This window comes from Roseovarius sp. EL26, from assembly GCF_900327775.1.
GTDB lineage: Bacteria > Pseudomonadota > Alphaproteobacteria > Rhodobacterales > Rhodobacteraceae > Roseovarius.
The window spans coordinates 1,403,209-1,421,030 of sequence record NZ_OUMZ01000007.1; the positions used below are offsets into that span (position 1 = coordinate 1,403,209).

19 protein-coding genes are annotated in these 17,822 nt (G+C 54.1%); 7 read left to right on the forward strand and 12 right to left on the reverse strand.

What is annotated here, in order from left to right:
- Positions 1 to 48: 48 nt before the first annotated feature.
- Positions 49 to 1,662 (forward strand): ABC transporter substrate-binding protein, encoded by a 1,614-nt coding sequence (locus tag D9A02_RS14780; protein WP_120501677.1) that lies wholly within the window; start codon positions 49 to 51, stop codon positions 1,660 to 1,662.
- 73 nt (positions 1,663 to 1,735) lie between these two features.
- Positions 1,736 to 2,386 carry a GntR family transcriptional regulator gene (locus tag D9A02_RS14785; protein WP_162933086.1) on the forward strand — a complete coding sequence of 217 codons (651 nt, stop codon included), beginning with the start codon at positions 1,736 to 1,738 and terminating at the stop codon, positions 2,384 to 2,386.
- 19 nt (positions 2,387 to 2,405) lie between these two features.
- Here the strand turns inward: D9A02_RS14785 and D9A02_RS14790 are convergent, their stop codons facing one another.
- On the reverse strand, positions 2,406 to 2,828 hold the full coding sequence (locus D9A02_RS14790; RefSeq protein WP_120502553.1) for a Fur family transcriptional regulator: 423 nt from the start codon (positions 2,826 to 2,828) through the stop codon (positions 2,406 to 2,408).
- Between the two features lie 123 nt (positions 2,829 to 2,951).
- Here D9A02_RS14790 and D9A02_RS14795 point away from each other — a divergent pair, with 123 nt between their 5' ends.
- Genes D9A02_RS14795 through D9A02_RS14810 form a run of 4 tightly spaced genes read left to right on the forward strand, consistent with a single transcriptional unit; the run spans position 2,952 to position 6,523 of the window.
- Positions 2,952 to 3,854, forward strand: a complete 903-nt coding sequence (locus D9A02_RS14795; RefSeq protein WP_120501679.1) for a metal ABC transporter substrate-binding protein — start codon at positions 2,952 to 2,954, stop codon at positions 3,852 to 3,854.
- 52 nt (positions 3,855 to 3,906) lie between these two features.
- On the forward strand, positions 3,907 to 4,818 hold the full coding sequence (locus tag D9A02_RS14800) for a manganese/iron ABC transporter ATP-binding protein (RefSeq protein WP_120501680.1): 912 nt from the start codon (positions 3,907 to 3,909) through the stop codon (positions 4,816 to 4,818).
- Complete coding sequence (locus tag D9A02_RS14805) at positions 4,815 to 5,675, forward strand: metal ABC transporter permease (RefSeq protein ID WP_120501681.1); 861 nt, start codon at positions 4,815 to 4,817, stop codon at positions 5,673 to 5,675. Before D9A02_RS14800 ends, D9A02_RS14805 begins: the two co-directional genes overlap by 4 nt.
- Complete coding sequence (locus D9A02_RS14810) at positions 5,675 to 6,523, forward strand: metal ABC transporter permease (RefSeq protein WP_120501682.1); 849 nt, start codon at positions 5,675 to 5,677, stop codon at positions 6,521 to 6,523. Before D9A02_RS14805 ends, D9A02_RS14810 begins: the two co-directional genes overlap by 1 nt.
- Before the next feature lie 266 nt (positions 6,524 to 6,789).
- Here the strand turns inward: D9A02_RS14810 and D9A02_RS14815 are convergent, their stop codons facing one another.
- The 9 genes from D9A02_RS14815 to yajC form a co-directional block, all read right to left on the reverse strand.
- Positions 6,790 to 7,317, reverse strand: a complete 528-nt coding sequence (locus tag D9A02_RS14815; protein ID WP_120501683.1) for a DsbE family thiol:disulfide interchange protein — start codon at positions 7,315 to 7,317, stop codon at positions 6,790 to 6,792.
- Positions 7,310 to 7,468 carry a heme exporter protein CcmD gene (gene ccmD / locus D9A02_RS14820; RefSeq protein WP_162933087.1) on the reverse strand — a complete coding sequence of 53 codons (159 nt, stop codon included), beginning with the start codon at positions 7,466 to 7,468 and terminating at the stop codon, positions 7,310 to 7,312. Before ccmD ends, D9A02_RS14815 begins: the two co-directional genes overlap by 8 nt.
- Positions 7,465 to 8,229 carry a heme ABC transporter permease gene (locus D9A02_RS14825; protein WP_120501684.1) on the reverse strand — a complete coding sequence of 255 codons (765 nt, stop codon included), beginning with the start codon at positions 8,227 to 8,229 and terminating at the stop codon, positions 7,465 to 7,467. Before D9A02_RS14825 ends, ccmD begins: the two co-directional genes overlap by 4 nt.
- Positions 8,226 to 8,882, reverse strand: a complete 657-nt coding sequence (gene ccmB, locus D9A02_RS14830; RefSeq protein ID WP_120501685.1) for a heme exporter protein CcmB — start codon at positions 8,880 to 8,882, stop codon at positions 8,226 to 8,228. Before ccmB ends, D9A02_RS14825 begins: the two co-directional genes overlap by 4 nt.
- Positions 8,879 to 9,496: a heme ABC exporter ATP-binding protein CcmA gene (gene ccmA / locus D9A02_RS14835; protein ID WP_120501686.1), complete on the reverse strand. Its 618-nt coding sequence runs from the start codon at positions 9,494 to 9,496 to the stop codon at positions 8,879 to 8,881. The genes ccmB and ccmA overlap by 4 nt, the downstream gene beginning before the upstream one ends.
- 65 nt (positions 9,497 to 9,561) lie before the next feature.
- Positions 9,562 to 9,915: an Mth938-like domain-containing protein gene (locus D9A02_RS14840; RefSeq protein WP_120501687.1), complete on the reverse strand. Its 354-nt coding sequence runs from the start codon at positions 9,913 to 9,915 to the stop codon at positions 9,562 to 9,564.
- Position 9,916: 1 nt separating this feature from the next.
- Positions 9,917 to 10,672: a sulfite exporter TauE/SafE family protein gene (locus D9A02_RS14845; RefSeq protein ID WP_120501688.1), complete on the reverse strand. Its 756-nt coding sequence runs from the start codon at positions 10,670 to 10,672 to the stop codon at positions 9,917 to 9,919.
- On the reverse strand, positions 10,665 to 13,298 hold the full coding sequence (gene secD / locus D9A02_RS14850) for a protein translocase subunit SecD (RefSeq protein WP_120501689.1): 2,634 nt from the start codon (positions 13,296 to 13,298) through the stop codon (positions 10,665 to 10,667). Before secD ends, D9A02_RS14845 begins: the two co-directional genes overlap by 8 nt.
- Positions 13,299 to 13,337: 39 nt before the next feature.
- Positions 13,338 to 13,619, reverse strand: coding sequence for a preprotein translocase subunit YajC (gene yajC / locus D9A02_RS14855; RefSeq protein ID WP_120501690.1), 282 nt, complete (start codon positions 13,617 to 13,619; stop codon positions 13,338 to 13,340).
- A gap of 258 nt (positions 13,620 to 13,877) precedes the next feature.
- Between yajC and serS the strand changes: the two genes are divergently transcribed.
- A complete protein-coding gene (gene serS / locus D9A02_RS14860) occupies positions 13,878 to 15,170 on the forward strand; it encodes a serine--tRNA ligase (protein ID WP_120501691.1) in 1,293 nt (430 codons plus the stop codon).
- 68 nt (positions 15,171 to 15,238) lie between these two features.
- Here serS and D9A02_RS14865 read toward each other — a convergent pair whose 3' ends face one another.
- Both D9A02_RS14865 and der read right to left on the reverse strand, forming a co-directional pair.
- Positions 15,239 to 16,222: a fatty acid desaturase gene (locus tag D9A02_RS14865; RefSeq protein WP_120501692.1), complete on the reverse strand. Its 984-nt coding sequence runs from the start codon at positions 16,220 to 16,222 to the stop codon at positions 15,239 to 15,241.
- A 134-nt stretch (positions 16,223 to 16,356) separates the two neighbouring features.
- A complete protein-coding gene (gene der / locus D9A02_RS14870) occupies positions 16,357 to 17,811 on the reverse strand; it encodes a ribosome biogenesis GTPase Der (protein ID WP_120501693.1) in 1,455 nt (484 codons plus the stop codon).
- Positions 17,812 to 17,822 lie beyond the last annotated feature (11 nt).

Consider the following 17,822-nt stretch of genomic DNA (forward strand, 5'->3'; position numbering starts at 1 on the left):
GTACCCAACAGTCTTAATAAAATGACAGCGACCAATAGGGAAAAGAAAATGAAAAACACATCTGATAAACTTATTCTTGATCGCATCGTGGCGGCCGGCCGGCACCGCGGCATCAACCGCCGCAGTTTCATGGGGCACGCCACGGCGGCGGGCCTAACAGCAACTGGGGCCTCTGCCCTTTGGACGTCAAAGGTAGCCGCCGCCACGCCTACACAGGGTGGTACATTCCGCGTGGCGATCCACGATGCCAACACATCGGATGTGATGGACCCGGGTCAGTACCTTTCAGTCTTTATGATCCAGCTTGCCCACGCCTCACGCAGTTACTTGACCCTGATCAAACCAGACGGCACCGCTGGCCCAGACATGGCCGACAGCTGGAGCGCAAGCCCTGACGCGAAAGTCTGGACATTTGAACTCAACAAGAATGCAAGTTTCCACAACGGCAAAAAATTCACATCTACAGATGCGATTGCATCGATCAAACATCATTTGGGCGAAGAATCGACATCTGCTGCCAAGTCACTTTTGGCGAATGTCGTCGATGTGCGTGCCGACGGTGATCACACAATGATCATCGAACTCGACAGTGGCCTTGCCGACCTTCCATATATCCTGACCGATTACCATATTGCGGTTGTTCCCGCTGCTGCCGACGGCACAGCCGACTGGAAAGATGGCACAGGCGCCGGCCCTTACAAGATTGTCGATTTCAAACCGGGTGTCAGCGCAAACCTAGTGCGTCATGAGGGATGGCACCGTGAAGGTGCCTATTTCGATGCGGTAGAATTGCTTGCAATCAATGACCCTAATGCCCGCCAGACGGCGTTGGTCTCGGGCGACGTTGATGCAGTCAGTTCGGTTGATCTCAAGACACTCAGCCTGTTGCAAAAACGCCCCGGCATCGAGATCCTGAATCTTCCATCAGGCTCGGCTGTAACCCTACCAATGCATGTGACCACAGCGCCGTTCGACAACAATGACGTCCGTATGGCGCTCAAACTTGCAATCGATCGCGAAGAACTGATCGAGAAGATCGTCTTTGGCACGGCCACGGCCGGCAACGATTTCCATATATCACCAAACATGCCCTACTATCCTGACGACATTCCGCAGCGCACATATGATCCTGATAAGGCGAAATGGCATCTCAAGCAGGCTGGACAAGAGGGGTTAACCCTCGATGTATCAGCGGCTGATTCCATCATGCCCGGCGCGGTTGATTTTGTGACACTCTACGCGGAACAGGCCAAGGCAGCAGGCATCACTCTCAAACCCATTCGCGAACCAAACGATGGCTATTGGGCTGATGTATGGCTGAAAAAGCCATTCATTTTCTCCAAATGGGGTGCGCGTCCAACACCTGATACGATGTTCACATTGGCCTATAAAACCGGCGCCAGCTGGTCTGAGGCCTTCTGGAGCAACGAACGCTTCGATGAAGTTTTGCTGCAGGCAAAAGCAGAATTGGATGATGTAAAACGCGCGGAGATGTATCGCGAGATGAGTTTGATCGCGCGCGATGATGGGGGCAGTATCATTCCGATGTTCACCAACTACGTCTATGCCCACAGTGACAAAATCGGCAATCCCGATGTTGTGGGTTCCACTTGGGAAATGGACGGCGCCCGCGCGTATGAACGTTGGTGGTTCAAAGGCTGATCCATATCGAACTCTTGAGCTGCGCAAGGAATGCACATTGCCTTGCGCAGCTCATTCGTGGCAGTTTGCCACCATGAACATCACCCCCGCCCTCAAAGACGTCTCGCTGGCTGATGAGATCTATGCCAAGCTGAAATCCCGGCTAATACATGGGCATTACAAACCCGGCGACAGGCTGTCGATGCGCAAACTGGCCGTGGAATTTGGAACCAGCCCGATGCCTGTACGCGAAGCCCTGAAACGGTTGGCGTCAGAGCGAGTGATCGAAAGCGCTGCCGCCAAAGCCTTTAACGTGCCCAGCCTGAGCGACAAACGTGCTGCGGATTTGTTCGATTTACGTGCCCTGCTGGAGGGTGCCGCCATTGTTGCAGCCCATAACGCAATCCCTCCCATTCTTTTGGAAGAGCTCAGCGCACTTTGCGACCGAATGGACGCGCACCTCAGACTGCGCGATTTCGCCGCTTATATGGCCGACAATTATCGGTTTCATTTTCTGATTTACCGTCAAGCTGAAAACCCGGACATTGTCAGCATGATAGAACAACTTTGGATGCAGACAGGCCCTTCCTTGCTGCAGGGGTTGCAGAAAAACGGCCGATCCAGTCCAGATTGGAACTCTGGCCACAAACGCCTGCTTGATGCGTTGGCCTCAGGGCAGACTTCAGAACTGTCCCAGATCATGCGGTCTGATGTTGAATGGGGCGCAGAATTCTACCGGTCTTGATACCGTTCAAATTTACCAGTTAACCAGCTTTTCTGCAGTATAGCTCAAGTCGGTGCGCCACAATTTCGTAACCATGCTCAGCCGCGATTTTTCTCTGTAACCGCTCAATTTCATCCGAGACAAACTCCATCACATCACCAGTATCCATATCGATCAGATGGTCATGATGTGGGCGATTGGACACCTCGAACCGCGTCATGCCGCCATCAAAGGTATGGGTCTGAAGCACTCCCTTCTCTGCCAATACCGCCAGCGTGCGATAGGTTGTCGCCTGACTGACACTGGCATCGCGCTCACGCGCACGCGCCAGCACTTGCTCGGCATCAGGATGGTCTTCCGCCTCAAACAAAACCCGCATAATCGCAAGGCGTTGCTTTGTCACGCGCAAGCCTGCATCGCGCAGAACAGCATCGTCATTATCAATGAAAAACTTCGAGCTCATAGCGCCAATATGACCTATGGAAGCAGCGGCATCAAGAGAAATGAGAATAATTCTCATAAGCATTGACAATGCGAATGATTTGCAATTAGAGATTTACCAACACAGCCTATAAAGGAATTTCAAATGTCTCAGAAACTGCGACATGCAGCCACACTCGCGGCCATACTCACCGGATTGGCTGCTACGGCACAGGCCCAAGATAAGCTAAAAGTTGTCACTACATTTACCGTCCTGGCCGATATGGCCCGCAATGTCGCAGGCGATGCGGCAGAGGTTGTGTCTGTTACCAAACCCGGTGCTGAAATCCATGGGTATGAGCCAACGCCACGCGACATTGTACGCGCTTCTGACGCTGACCTGATTTTGTGGAACGGAATGAATCTAGAACTGTGGTTCGAGCAGTTCCTGCATAATATGGGCGATGTCCCCTCAGCCACGCTAACCGATGGCATCAATCCGATCCCAATTGCCAATGGATCATACCAAGGCAAGCCCAATCCACATGCCTGGATGGGTTTAGAAAACGCGCTGATCTACATCGACAATATCCTTGCCGCGTTTATCAAACATGACCCTGAAAATGCTGATGTTTATCAGGCCAATGCAGCGGCTTACAAAGACGAACTACGCGCCGTGATTGACCCGCTGCGTGAGCAGATCGTCACCATCCCCGCGGATCAGCGCTGGCTTGTCACCTGTGAAGGCGCGTTCAGCTATCTCGCACGCGATTTTGCAATGAAAGAGCTGTATCTGTGGCCAATGAATGCCGATCAGGTTGGCACGCCGCAACAAGTGCGCGGCGTCATCGACGGCGTGCGCGAACATAACATTCCGGTGGTGTTCTGCGAAAGCACTGTCAACACCGCCCCCGCCAAACAGGTCGCCCGTGAAACCGGGGCACGATATGGCGGCGAACTTTATGTCGACTCGCTAAGCGGCCCAGATGGCCCAGTTCCGACCTATCTTGACCTTCTCAAGGTCACCTCTGAAACTGTTGCCATCGGTCTGACCACCGCAGCTAAATAAACGTCTCCAGGCCGCCCGACATATTGCCATGGCCCAGAAAGGTACGAACCATATGCCTACGAATAGTGCCGCGCAAGACACCGTCGCCAACATTACAGTGCCCGGATCAGCCGCGACAGGTGGCATTGACGTCAAAGGGGTCACCGTCACCTATCGCAACGGCCACACCGCCCTGCGCGATGCTAGCTTTTCGATCCCAAAGGGCACGGTAACGGCCCTTGTCGGTGTGAACGGCGCGGGAAAGTCGACACTTTTCAAGGCCGTCATGGGATTTATCCCCGCCTCAAAAGGTGAAATGCAGATCCTCGGCAGATCGGTCAAAAAGGCATTGAAACAAAATCTGGTTGCCTATGTACCGCAAGCCGAAGAGGTCGACTGGACCTTTCCCGTGCTGGTCGAAGATGTGGTGATGATGGGCCGTTACGGCCATATGGGCCTGCTGCGCCGCCCCAAACCCGCCGACCATGCCGCCGTTGAAAATGCGCTTCAACGCGTCAACATGGCCGACCTGCGCCACCGCCAGATAGGTGAGTTGTCCGGCGGCCAACGCAAACGGGTGTTTCTGGCCCGCGCTTTGGCACAAGACGGCCAGGTGATCTTGCTGGATGAGCCGTTCACAGGCGTCGATGTGAAGACCGAAGAGCAGATTATCGCATTGCTCAAGGAATTGCGTGACGAAGGCCGGGTCATGCTGGTTTCAACTCATAACCTTGGGTCGGTGCCCGAATTCTGCGACAGAACAATTCTCGTTAAGGGCACCGTGCTGGCTTATGGCCCGACCGAGACAACCTTTACTCGAGCCAATCTTGAGGCCGCCTTTGGCGGCGTCCTGCGCCACTTCACCCTTGGTGGCGAGGCGCTGCATGACGATGCCGATGCCAGGACTGTGACCATCCTAACCGATGATGAACGTCCATTTGTTCAATATGGCGAAAAAACCCAGACGGCAGAGGGCAAGCAATGATTGCCACCCTGCTAGAGCCGTTCAGCTACAACTACATGACCAATGCCATGTGGGTGTCGGCCCTTGTGGGCGGAGTCTGTGCGTTCCTGTCGGCCTATCTGATGCTCAAGGGATGGTCCTTGATCGGTGATGCCCTCGCCCACTCTGTCGTGCCAGGCGTGGCTGCGGCCTACATGCTGGGCCTGCCGTTTGCATTGGGGGCCTTTCTGGCTGGCGGGCTGGCGGCTGGTTCGATGTTGTTTCTCTCGGAACGTTCCGGTCTGAAGGTCGATGTCATCATCGGGTTGATATTTACATCCTTCTTTGGCCTTGGCCTGTTCATGGTTTCGGTCAATCCGATCTCAATTTCAGTTCAGACCATCACCATGGGCAACATTCTGGCCATTACTCCCGGCGACACCTTGCAGCTGGCACTCATCGGCTTTGTCTCACTGGCGGTGCTTTTTGTGCTGTGGAAAGACCTGATGGTCACGTTTTTTGATGAAAACCATGCCCGTACCATTGGGTTGAAAACAGGGCTCCTTAAGGCGATCTTCTTTACGCTACTGTCGGCCTCAGTTGTTGCAGCAATGCAGACCGTCGGCGCCTTTCTAGTGATCGCCATGGTGGTCACGCCCGGTGCGACCGCATATCTGCTCTGTGATCGTTTTCCGCGACTGATCATCACATCGGTCCTGATCGGCAGCATCACCAGCTTTACCGGCGCTTACGCCAGTTACTTTCTGGATGGGGCCACCGGCGGCATCATCGTGACATTGCAAACACTGATCTTTTTGCTGGTATTTGTCTTTGCCCCCAAACATGGGCTCTTAGCTGCCAAAGCCAAAGCCCGCGCTGCCTTGCTGGAGGCAAGCTGATGGATTTTGACAACCTTATGATGCCGTTCCAATTTGGCTTTATGCAACATGCTTTTCTGATCGGGATGATCGTGTCTGTTCCTGCGGCGTTGTTGTCATGCTTTCTGGTGCTTAAAGGTTGGGCACTGATGGGCGATGCGGTCAGCCATTCAGTTCTGCCGGGCATTGTACTAGCATATATCTTTGGTTTACCCCTGCTGCTGGGTGCCTTTGCAGCGGGTATGACCTGTGCGGTGGCCACCGGGTATCTGTCCGGCAACAGCCGTGTGAAACAAGACACGGTTATGGGCGTCGTCTTTTCCGGCATGTTCGGGTTGGGCATCGTGCTTTATGTGGCGGCCAAAACCGATGTCGATCTAATGCACATCCTGTACGGCAACATGCTGGGCGTTGATCGGGGCGAGTTGATCTCCTCTGGTGTGATCTCCCTGATCGTCGCGGCAGTTCTATTATTGAAATGGAACGACCTGCTGCTACATAGCTTTGACCCGGCGCAAGCTCGTGCCGCTGGCCTGCCAGTGGGTTTGCTACATTACGGTCTGCTGGCAGCGCTGTCACTAACCATTGTTGCCACGCTGTCAGCCGTGGGCCTGATCCTTGCCATCGGTCTTTTGATCGCGCCTGGCGCTATTGCCTTTTTACTGGTGCGCAAATTTTCAACCATGCTTTGGGTGTCCGTTCTGATCTGTATTTTCGCCACACAAGCAGGCGTTTATGCAAGTTTCTTCATTGATAGCGCTCCGGCCCCAACTATTATTTTAATCCTAACGGCGATGTTCATCGTGGCCTTTGTCTCGCGACAACTTCAAAACCGCAAACAATCCGCCAAACTAGCTTTGACAGACTAATCTATCCCATTATCGCAATTGCTGTGCACAATCTCTGTGAGGTGATGCACAGCAAAAATGCGCTCACGCCAAGAGTCTTGCCTTTAAAATGCCCTAGGCACCCCCATTTACCATGAGTGGTAAAAAGGATGACGACTATGCGCAATACTCTGATAGCAGTTCAGGTGGCCCTATTGGCTGTGATCGCCGTCTATGGTGCAAGCGTTGACGCCAACCAACACGAACATCCTACAGCGCAAACAAGAAACATTCATCCGTGAGTAAAATTACTCTGATTTCAAAGCTGGGCGGATCGTCGTTTCTAGAATGCTCTTGGTAATCGGACCGGCGAAACGCAACAATATCGTACCATCGCCATCAATCACATAGGTTTCCGGCACGCCATATACGCCCCAATTCAACGCCATGCGACCGTTATCTGAACCGATCCTGACATAGGGGTTGCCAAGCTCGGCCAGAAAGCCCGCCGCCTTCACTGCGTCGTCTTTGTAATTGATACCGTAGATGGGCACGCCCTCATCCGCCAGCAATTCCAGCTGCGGGTGTTCCGCCCGACACGGTGCGCACCAGCTGGCCCAATAATTCACCAGTTTGATCTGACCGTCCCTCAGATCCGCATCTGCAAAGAGCTGTGCATCGGCGAAGGGTTCCACCTGAACTGCTGGGGCCTGTTTTCCAGCCAATGCCGAAGGTAATTCATCCGGGTTTTCACGCTGCATCGCCACATAAAACGTACTAGCCATTGCAAGGAAAATCAGTGGGGGAGCCAACATAAGTGGCGAGATTTTAGCCATCTTGTTTTATTCTTTCTTCGACGCGATTCAACTGTGCCCGAACCTGTTTGGCTCGCCAGACGCTAACCGCAATCAGCAGCAGCAAAAGAGCCACTGATACGCCATAGGCTGACAGTACCGTTACCGTGTATTTTCCAAGCTCAGGTATCATTGCAACCGCTCCCGTGCCAACAGCGCCCGCATTCGACGCGCACGAATTTCGGTCTGGGTACGCAGCAGTACCAGCCCCAGAAATAGCAAGACAAAGCCTGCAATCGACAACAGCAGCGGGTGGTAAAATACGTCTGCCACGTTTTCCTCTTTATCAAGGCTCAGTGATGCACCCTGATGTAGGCCTTGGTTCCAGAAATTCACCGCATAACGACTGAGCACCGCAAAAACCGATCCCACCAGACACAGGATCGAAGTCAGATCAGCGGCGGTATCATCGTTTTCAATCGCGCCCCACAGGGCGATATAGCCCAAATAAAACAGAAACAGGATCAGAAACGAGGTCAGCCGCGGATCCCAGGCCCACCATGTGCCCCACATCGGCTGCCCCCAAATCGCCCCGGTTAGCAAGGCAATCAATGTCATTATCAACCCCACCGGGGCTGCTGCCCGCGCAGCCAAAGCGCTGACATGATGGCGACGGATGATCCAGATCAGGGATGTCACCAACATCATGAACCAAGCATTAATCGCCATCAGCGCCGCAGGAACATGCAGATAGATGATCTTGACGGTCGATCCCTGCCGGTAATCATCAGGTGTAAAAAAGAACCCCCAGATCAGCCCGACAACAAGGCACAAAATTGCCCCGCCCCAAATCCACGGCATCAGCCGGTCGCTGGTGGCGATAAACTTGCGCGGGTTGGCATATGCCCAGATTGAATTCAACGCTGGCCTCTTTTGCTCGGATCTTTGGCTCATCTCAGGTTCGCCTTCAATACCGCAGCCGCAGCAAAAGGCAAAAGCGCTATGGTGCCGCAGGTGACACCGGCCAGCATCAACATGGGCGATGTGATCTGAAGCCCCTCTGCACCACGCTGTGCCACCTGTGCGCCAAAGATGAGGGTCGGAACATACAGCGGTAAAACCAGCAGACTAAGCAGCAGGCCACCGCGTTTTAATCCCACAGTCAGCGCCGCGCCAAAAGTGCCAATCATGCTAAGTGCCGGTGTCCCCAAGGTCAAAGAGATCATCAGTGGCCCATATCCAGACGCAGGCAAATTCAACAAAAGACCGAACAGGGGCGATGCGACGATCAACGGCAGGCCCGTTGTCAACCAATGGCCAAAGGCTTTGATCCCGGCAACACCCTCCAACGGCAATGGCGAAGTCGCCAGCAGGTCCAGACTGCCATCTTCCCAATCGAGTGCAAACACTCGGTCCAATGATAGCAGACAAGCCAGCAAGGCGCCGAGCCACAAAATCCCCGGCGCAATTTTTGACAACAGTTCGGGGTCAGGCCCGACGCCAAAGGGAACAAGCGTGACAACGATCAGAAAAAACGCCAACGCCAGGCCAAAGCCGCCACCGGCGCGGAGTGCCAGTCTGAGATCCCGGATCAGAAGCGCAATCACAAGAAGGCCTCATCAAAATCTTCGACAAAACTGGCCTTGGACCGATATGGCGCCAAGTTCAAAATTGTCGGATTGTCCAAACCAAGATCAATATGCGTAGCCAGTAGCGCCGCTCCACCCAATTGCAAATGTGCTTTGATCGCCTGCGCGAATAACCCAACCGCCTCGGCATCAAGTGACACCGTAGGCTCATCGAGTAACCAAAGCGGCCTTCCCGTGACGAGCAACCGCGCCAAACCAAGCCGACGCCCCTGCCCAGCCGACAGCGCGCCTGCCGGGCGGTCTCTTAACGCTTGCAAATCATAGGCGGACAAGGCTTCTTCTACGCCATCTGCACCGAAAACATGCGCCCAGAAGGATAGATTTTCTTCAACACTTAACGTTGCCTTGATGCCATCTGCATGGCTGGCATAAGCAAAGCTGTCGGGAACCATTTGGATTGTTCCACCAAGTGCAGGCTGAAGGCCCGCGACCGTGCGTAACAAAGAAGTTTTGCCAACGCCATTGGGGCCCCGCAGCACCAATGCCTGACCGCCCTCCAACCCAAAGGTTACCCCTTCGAGCAGTTTCAACCCACCACGGGCGACCGACAGATCAGAAACCTCTAGCATCATGATCTGTCTTTATCCCATTCTGATACATTGAAAAAGCCGGATACGTACCGCCTGCCTGCGACGTTTCAGACCGGCAGCAGTGCGGCAGCGATGCGACGGCCCTCAGACAACAGCACATTATAAGTGCGGCACACAGCAGGAGAGTTCATCGCCTCGACCCCGATGCCCGCCTCTTCCAGCGCGGCTCTCAATGCACTGGGAATATGCGTAGTTTCTGCCCCTGTGCCGATGAACAAGACATCCGCCTGCCCCGCCAATTCCAACAATACAGCATTGTCTTCATAGCCGCCCCATGCGCGCACGCCATCAGCAGAAAGCATAATTGCCCCTTCAACGGCTTGCCCCGCAATCCGAAAAAACCCGGGGCCATAACCATCAATAGGAACCGCGTCGTTATAGCTGATTTCGTTCAGGCGCATGTTAACCTTCCCACAGCGGCAAGCCGGTGATCACAGCCAATCCAATGACTGTATAAGCCGCCAAACGATAGAATTTTTCTTGGGTTGGGTCAAAAGCCGCCTGTCCAATCAGGGTTGTTGCAAAATACGGAACGGCCAAGGCGATCGCCAACCAGAGCGTTTCCCAAGCAATAGATCCTGAAACGAGCAGATTACCCACGATGACGATATCCAAAGCTGCAAGAAACAAGATCGTATTGGCCCTGATGGTCTTAACCGCCCCCTGTCCTGCCAGATAGAACATGATGACCACGGGACCTGTTAGCCCCGTCAATCCACCTACCACACCGGCAGCGGCCCCGATCCCCAGCAAACCCTTTGTTTGGATCTCTCTTGCGTAACGCCACCCGATGATCAGCGCGACCAGTGTACCTGACGCAATTGCCGTCACCAACCAGCGCACGGTGATCTGGTCCAGCTGCTTCAGCAGCATGATGCCCAATGGTACAGTGATGAGTGCCGCCAATGCCAGAATACCAACCTCTTTGCGGTCGGCCTGCCCCCAAGCGCGTGGCACCAATGCCGTCATACTTACGATGCCAGTCAGGGTCATCACACCGACCACCTGTGCAGGTGGCAAGAATATTCCGGCGATAGGTACAAAAATCAATGCGGTACCAAAGCCAGTAAAGCCGCGCACAATCCCAGCAACCCCGATTGTTACCATCAGCCAGATAAGGCCCGGGGTCGCGAGAACCCCTGAGGCCAGATCAGGCATCGATGTTCGCAAACTGGTTGCCTGCGTTGTTGGAAGGTTTGGACCAGTCGCGTTTGACGCCCAGCCACAACAAGATTGAGCTAGCAACAAAGATCGAACTGTACGTCCCCACAATCACACCCCAGATCATCGCAAAGACAAATCCGCGGATCACATCGCCACCCAGCACAAACAGTGCCAGCAAAGCCAGCAATGTGGTGACCGAGGTCATGACCGTCCGGCTCAGCGTTTCGTTGATCGACAAGTTTAGAACCTCAGATAGCGCCTTTTGCTTGTATTTGCGCAGGTTTTCACGAACCCGGTCAAACACAACCACGGTGTCATTAAGCGAGTAACCAACAATGGTCAGCAATGCCGCAATGATGGCCAGGTCGAACTGGATCTGCAGGGCAGAAAACACACCGATGGTCAGCACGACATCATGGATCAAGGCGGCCACCGCCCCCACCGCAAACTGCCATTCAAAGCGCAGCCAGATGTAGAACAGAACCGCACCAATCGCCAAAACTACCGCGATAACTGCTGTGGTGATCAATTCACCTGAGACTTTCGGGCCCACGCTCTCAACCGAGGTGAATTTAAGATCAGGTGCAACGGTTTGCAGGGCGGCCAGCGTATCTTTGGTCACATCGGCTGAAACGGCCTCTTCACCGTCTTGCGCCTGAATGCGGATCATGGCGACATTCTGATCAACGTCAAAGGTTGGGTCGAACACCTCAGTAATGGTCACGTCGCCCAGTTCCAGCGGCTGCATCGCGTCGCGATATTGACCAATATCAACAGGCTGTGCGCTTTCTGTGCGGATGGTTGTCCCGCCTCGGAAATCAATGCCAAAGTTCAAGCCTTGAACCGTGAACGACCCAAGTGCCACAACAATCAACAGAGCCGAAACGCCAAGCGACACGCGCCAACGACTGAAGAAATCCCATTTGGTTTCCTTGGGTACCAAACGCAGGGATTTGCCCTGCAGCACTGTTTTAGGGCGACGACGTTCAAACCAGATCACAGCAATCAGACGGGTGACAAAGATCGCGGTAAAGACCGAAGTGATAATCCCGATGCCCAGCGTGATGGCAAAGCCTCTAACCGGCCCGCTGCCCATGGCAAACAAGATCACAGCGGTTATGAATGTGGTAATGTTCGCATCGGTAATAGCGCTAAGTGCCTTTTCATAACCCAGCTCGATCGCCCGCGCGGGTCCTTTAGAAGACTTCATTTCTTCGCGGATTCGTTCAAACACCAGTACGTTGGCATCCACGGCCATCCCGATCGTCAAAACAATACCCGCAATACCCGGCAGGGTCAGTGTTGCCCCCAGCATGCTGAGCAAGCCAAAGATCAAACCAACGTTGATGATAAGTGCAATATTGGCAAAGATCCCAAAAGTGCCATAGCTGAGCGCCATAAACACCAGCACCAACGCAAAGGCGACGATACAGGCGATTTTACCCGCCTCGATGCTGTCTGCGCCCAGTTCTGGCCCAATTGTGCGCTCTTCAAGGAAATCCAACCCTGCAGGCAAGGCCCCAGCCCGCAGCAGGACCGCCAGATTGGTACTTTCTTCTACAGTGAAGCGCCCCGTGATGATACCTGATCCACCTGGAATATGGCTCTGGATCACCGGGGCACTGATGACTTCTCCATCCAATACGATTGCAAAGGGATTGCCGATGTTTTCAGCCGTATAATCGCCAAACTTGCGGGCGCCTGTCGGATTGAACCGGAAAGACACCGCAGGTTGGCCATTCTGGTTAAAATCAGGTTGGGCATCAACCAGTTCTTCGCCGGTGACAACAGGGGCTTTTTCAAGGATGTAGTAAACGCCCTCTTCATCGATCGACGGCAGGATCTCATTGCCGGCACCCGGGCGCTGGTCAGGATCAGAAGCGCGACCAACAACCGGTTGGAAAGTCAGTTGCGCCGTGGTGCCGATTATCTCTTTCAGCTCTGCCGCGCTACCAATGCCCGGCACCTGAATTAGAATCCGACTGGCGCCTTGGCGTTGAATGGTTGGTTCACGTGTGCCGACCTCGTCAATTCGGCGGCGAATGATTTCCAGCGCTTGGCGCACGGTGCGTTCATCTGTGGCCAGTTTTTCGGCCTCGCTCAGGCGAATGACAATATCCGCGCCATCAGTGGTGATTTCGATATCATTGCTAGCAACACCCGTCAGACTGGTGACCGGACGGGCCAAACCACGCACTTGCGAGGCGGCATAGGCGACTTCTTCGGGTTTTTCGACCAGACGGACACGTAGCTCGTCGATATCAGACGGTTGCAAGCGGATTGGGCCAATACGGCTGCGTTCCTGCCGCAGCAGATCACGCACATCAGGCCACATGCCCTCAAGGCGGGCCTGATAGACCTCTTCTACCCGAACCTCGGCCAGCAAATGCGCGCCACCGCGTAGATCCAGCCCGAGATTAACCAAGGATGATGGCAAGTAGCTGGGCCATTGAGCGGCTTGAGCTTCAAGCTCGGACCCGGTTTGGCCCACTTCCAAGGCCGCGACGGCGTCATTGCGGGTTTCTACACGGGAATAAAACCCGTTTGGCAGCGCCAGAAGAAGTCCAAGGGCAACAAGGCCCCAGATCACGATGCGTTTCCACAGGTCGATTTGAAGCATTATGCCGCCTTTTCAACGGTTTGATTGTTATTGTTGAACTCAGCTTGCTGCTGGTTCAGTTTTCGACAGTACTTGCGTGATCGTGCTGCGAACAACAGACACCTGAACACCGCTGGCAATCTCAACTTCGATCTCGTTGTCGTCTTTGACCTTGGTTACTTTACCAAGGATACCACCTTGAGTGACGACCTTGTCACCCTTGCGCAGGGCTGCAACCATCGCTTGATGCTCTTTCATCTTCTTTTGCTGCGGACGGATCAGCAGGAACCACATGATGGCAAAGATCAGAATGAGCGGGATAAACTGGCCAATAGCTTCCATAGAGCGACTTCCTTATTCTATTCTTGTCGTGCAAGGTGGTCCCTTGCGAATTTGAACGGAACCTAGGCCGCCAATGCCCGGTTTGCAAGGCGGGAAAGCAACCTGAGACGGCCACCGGATAGGGAATACCAGCTTTTTGCGCGTTGCAGGCAAAAAGCAGGACAGTAATCCGCCATAAGATCGCCAACCGCCCTACACCCTTGTGCAATTCTGGTGCATAAGTTGGGAAACGACTCGATCAATTATAGGACCAATACCATGCACGATATTCGCGCGATCCGTGAAAACCCTGCTGCCTTCGACGACGTGATGGCCCGTCGTGGGTTAAGTGGCGTGTCAACGCAGGTTCTGGCAATTGACGAGGCTCGGCGCGCTCGCATTCATGCTGCTGAGACCGCGCAGGCTGATCAGAACAAAGCCAGCAAAGAGGTTGGGGCAGCCAAGGCAAAGGGCGACGAAACTGAATTCGGACGCCTGCGTGCGCTTGTCGGCGAGAAGAAAGCCGAAGTGGCGAAATTGCAGACCGAGGCGAAAGAACTGGATCAGCAGTTGACTGATCTGTTGATGGGTCTACCCAATCTTCCGTTTGACGACGTTCCTGATGGCGAGAATGAAGACGACAATGTTGAAATTCGTCGCTGGGGCGCCCCCGCTACGTTTGATTTCACCCCGAAAGAGCATTTCGACATTGCAGGCGTCAAACCCGGAATGGACTTTGAAACAGCCGCCAAGCTCAGCGGGTCACGCTTTGTGGTGCTCTCTGGCGGGGTGGTGCGCATCCATCGTGCGCTGGCGCAATTCATGTTGGATACACATATAGAGGAAAACGGTCTGCAAGAGACCTGGACCCCTGTACTGGTACGCCCAGAAATGATGTATGGCACCGGGCAATTGCCCAAGTTCGGCGAAGACAGCTATGAGACCACCAATGGCTGGTGGCTTGTGCCCACCGCCGAGGTGACGCTGACGAATATTGTCAACGGATCCGTAGTTGAGGAAAGTTACCTGCCACGTCGCTACGTCGCACACACTCAGTGTTTCCGCTCTGAGGCGGGCAGCGCAGGTCGTGACACCGCGGGCATGCTGCGTCAACACCAGTTTGAAAAGGTCGAAATGGTGTCGATTACCCATCCCGACAAATCCCGCGAAGAACTGGATCGGATGACCGGCTGTGCCGAGGGTATTCTGGAACGACTGGAGCTGGCGTATCGTACCGTTGTACTATGCACTGGCGACATCGGTTTTGGCGCGCGTCAAACCCATGACATCGAGGTCTGGCTGCCCGGACAGAACACCTACCGCGAGATCAGTTCGATCTCGGTCTGTGGTGATTTCCAAGCCCGCCGGATGAACGCACGTTTCAAGCCCGCAGATGGTGGCAAGCCGCAATATCTGCATACGCTGAACGGCTCAGGCCTGGCGATTGGCCGCTGCCTGATTGCCGTTTTGGAAAACGGTCAGCAAGAGGACGGATCTATCAAACTGCCCGAAGTTCTGCACCCTTATCTGCGCGGCAAAACCGTGTTGCAGGCCGACGGCACGCTAGCCTAATCAATTGTATCGTAGCTAATTTCCGCCGCCCAGTCCCGCTGGGCGGCTTACCTTTTCCTCTGGCGCGTCTACTCCGCCGGCACTGCACTGCTTTGGCGTACTTTGGGAAAGGGCACCAAGCGGTTGTTTTCTTCATCCCATAGCTTGAGGGTCAGCGCAGCCACGGCCTCGGGAAACTTGATCCGGCGCGGGGCGTATTCATCAGGCAGATTGTAATGACACGCCCGCAGGCGATACGACGGGATCCGTGCATTAAAGTGGTGAATATCATGCAGAGTAATGCACGCCACGGTCAGATCAAAGAACCAGCCGAAATCGAGAGCAGATGCGCCCTGAAGCGCGGCGAGTTGCGGATCCAAATCCGGGCGGCGATCCCAATAGGTGTCTTCAAAGTTATGTTGAAGATAAACCAGAAACACTCCGATCATTCCACCTAGGAAACTGAAACCAAAGAACACGGCCAGCCCAATCAGTCCCGCCAGCTGATAAAGCACGCCCATAAAGACCAAAATAGAAAGGTTATGCAAAATCACACCACCCAGCCCAAACCGCAGTGTGTTTTTAGGCCAACGATAGCGGATAAAATAGGTGAACAGCGCGCCTACAGGAATGAGGACAAGCGGATTGCGATAAAGACGGTACTGCAAGCGATCCCACCACCCGGCTGCATTCCATTCGCGCAAGGTCATGGTGTGAACCTCGCCGGTCTCACGGTGCTCCAGATTACCCACGCCGGCATGATGAAGATTGTGATTTTGTTTCATCACCTCAAACGGTGCAAAGGTGAACGGCGACAATCCGTGACCAGCCCATTCGTTTTGCACGCGCGTTTCAAACAAAGAATGATGCCCACAATCGTGTTGCAACACATACAAACGCACCGCCGCAAAGGCGAAAACCACCCCAGATGGTACCATCACATACCATAAATCCACATAAGCAACAGCCAGATAGAACGCGGAGAAATACACCGCAAAAGTTCCAAAATAACTTAATGCCGCAATGCGGTTATCTTTTTTTGTATACTGGCGCGTATAGGCCCTCAGATCCATTCCATCCCCCGTCGGCTCTGTTCGAATCTTCACCCAAGGATAATGCTATTTCTGACTAAGACAACCGGAACAAGGGCATAGCCCATGATCCGCGTCATTTCGCGCACTCTTAAGTGGTCAATAAGTAGTAGAAATTACGACTCTGCACGTGGTCTAAGGTGCTTACGCAGCTTTGAGGGTCCGCTTTTCTTTTTACCCTTGTAGGGGTTCTTATCCCCCTGCCCACGCATCATCAGGCGAATTGGTGTGCCTGGCATGTCAAAATCTTCGCGCAAGCCATTGACCAGATACCTCGCATAGCTTTCCGGCATCTTGTCGGGATGAGAACACATCACCACAAACCCCGGTGGGCGGGTTTTGGCCTGAGTCATGTAGCGCAGCTTGATTCGCTTACCCTGAGGGGCGGGTGGCGGGTGTTGTTCCAGCATGCCAGTAAGCCAGCGATTCAACGCAGCAGTTGGTATACGACGGTTCCAGACCTCATGGGCTTTCATAATAGCCGCATGTAAGCGCTCTAACCCGCGACCGGTTTTGGCAGACACGGTGATCAGCGGCGCACCACGTAATTGCGGCAACAGGCGCGTGAACTCTTCTTTGAGTTCCTTTAGCTTTTCCTGTTTATCTTCTTCGATGTCCCATTTGTTGACAGCAACGACCACAGCCCGACCCTCGCGTTCAGCGAGATCGGCAATACGCAGGTCCTGCTGTTCAAACGGAATCTCTGCATCAAGCAGTACAACCACAACTTCGGCAAATTTAACCGCACGCAAGCCATCCGAGACAGAAAGCTTTTCCAGTTTTTCCTGTACCTTGGCCTTTTTGCGCATTCCTGCCGTGTCAAAGATACGGGTCGGCGTGTCATTCCAGTTAATCCGCAAAGATATCGCATCTCGGGTGATCCCGGCCTCTGGCCCGGTCAAAAGCCGGTCTTCTCCAAGGATCTTATTGATCAGCGTTGATTTACCCGCGTTCGGGCGACCTACGACAGCGATTTGCAAAGGTTTGTCAACGGTAGGAACCCGCGGTGCATCTTCGTCTTCGTCGTCAATGGCAACATCGGTTTCGGGTGTGTGGGTTTCGGCGCGTTTGGCGTATTCATCCGCGATCGGCATCAATTGGGAATAAAGATCATTCATCCCCTCGCCATGTTCTGCAGACAGGCGAACCGGCTCTCCAAGACCCAGACTATAGGCTTCGATCACGCCTGCATCAGCAGCCCTGCCTTCAGACTTGTTCGCGGCAACGATCACATGGTCAGAGCGTTTTCGCAGAATTTCTGCAAACATCTCGTCTGTTGACGTAATACCTGTGCGCGCATCAACCATAAACAGGCAAATATCGGCCATATCAACCGCACGTTCGGTTAGGCGGCGCATCCGTCCTTGAAGCGATTCGTCATTGGCATCTTCCAGGCCGGCGGTGTCAATCACAGTGAACCGCAAATCGCCTAGCCGCGCTTCACCTTCGCGCAAGTCGCGCGTCACCCCGGGCTGGTCATCAACCAAGGCCAAGCGCCGCCCAACAAGGCGGTTGAAAAGTGTGGATTTGCCCACATTCGGGCGGCCAACGATGGCAAGGGTAAAGCTCATGTCCTGAACTC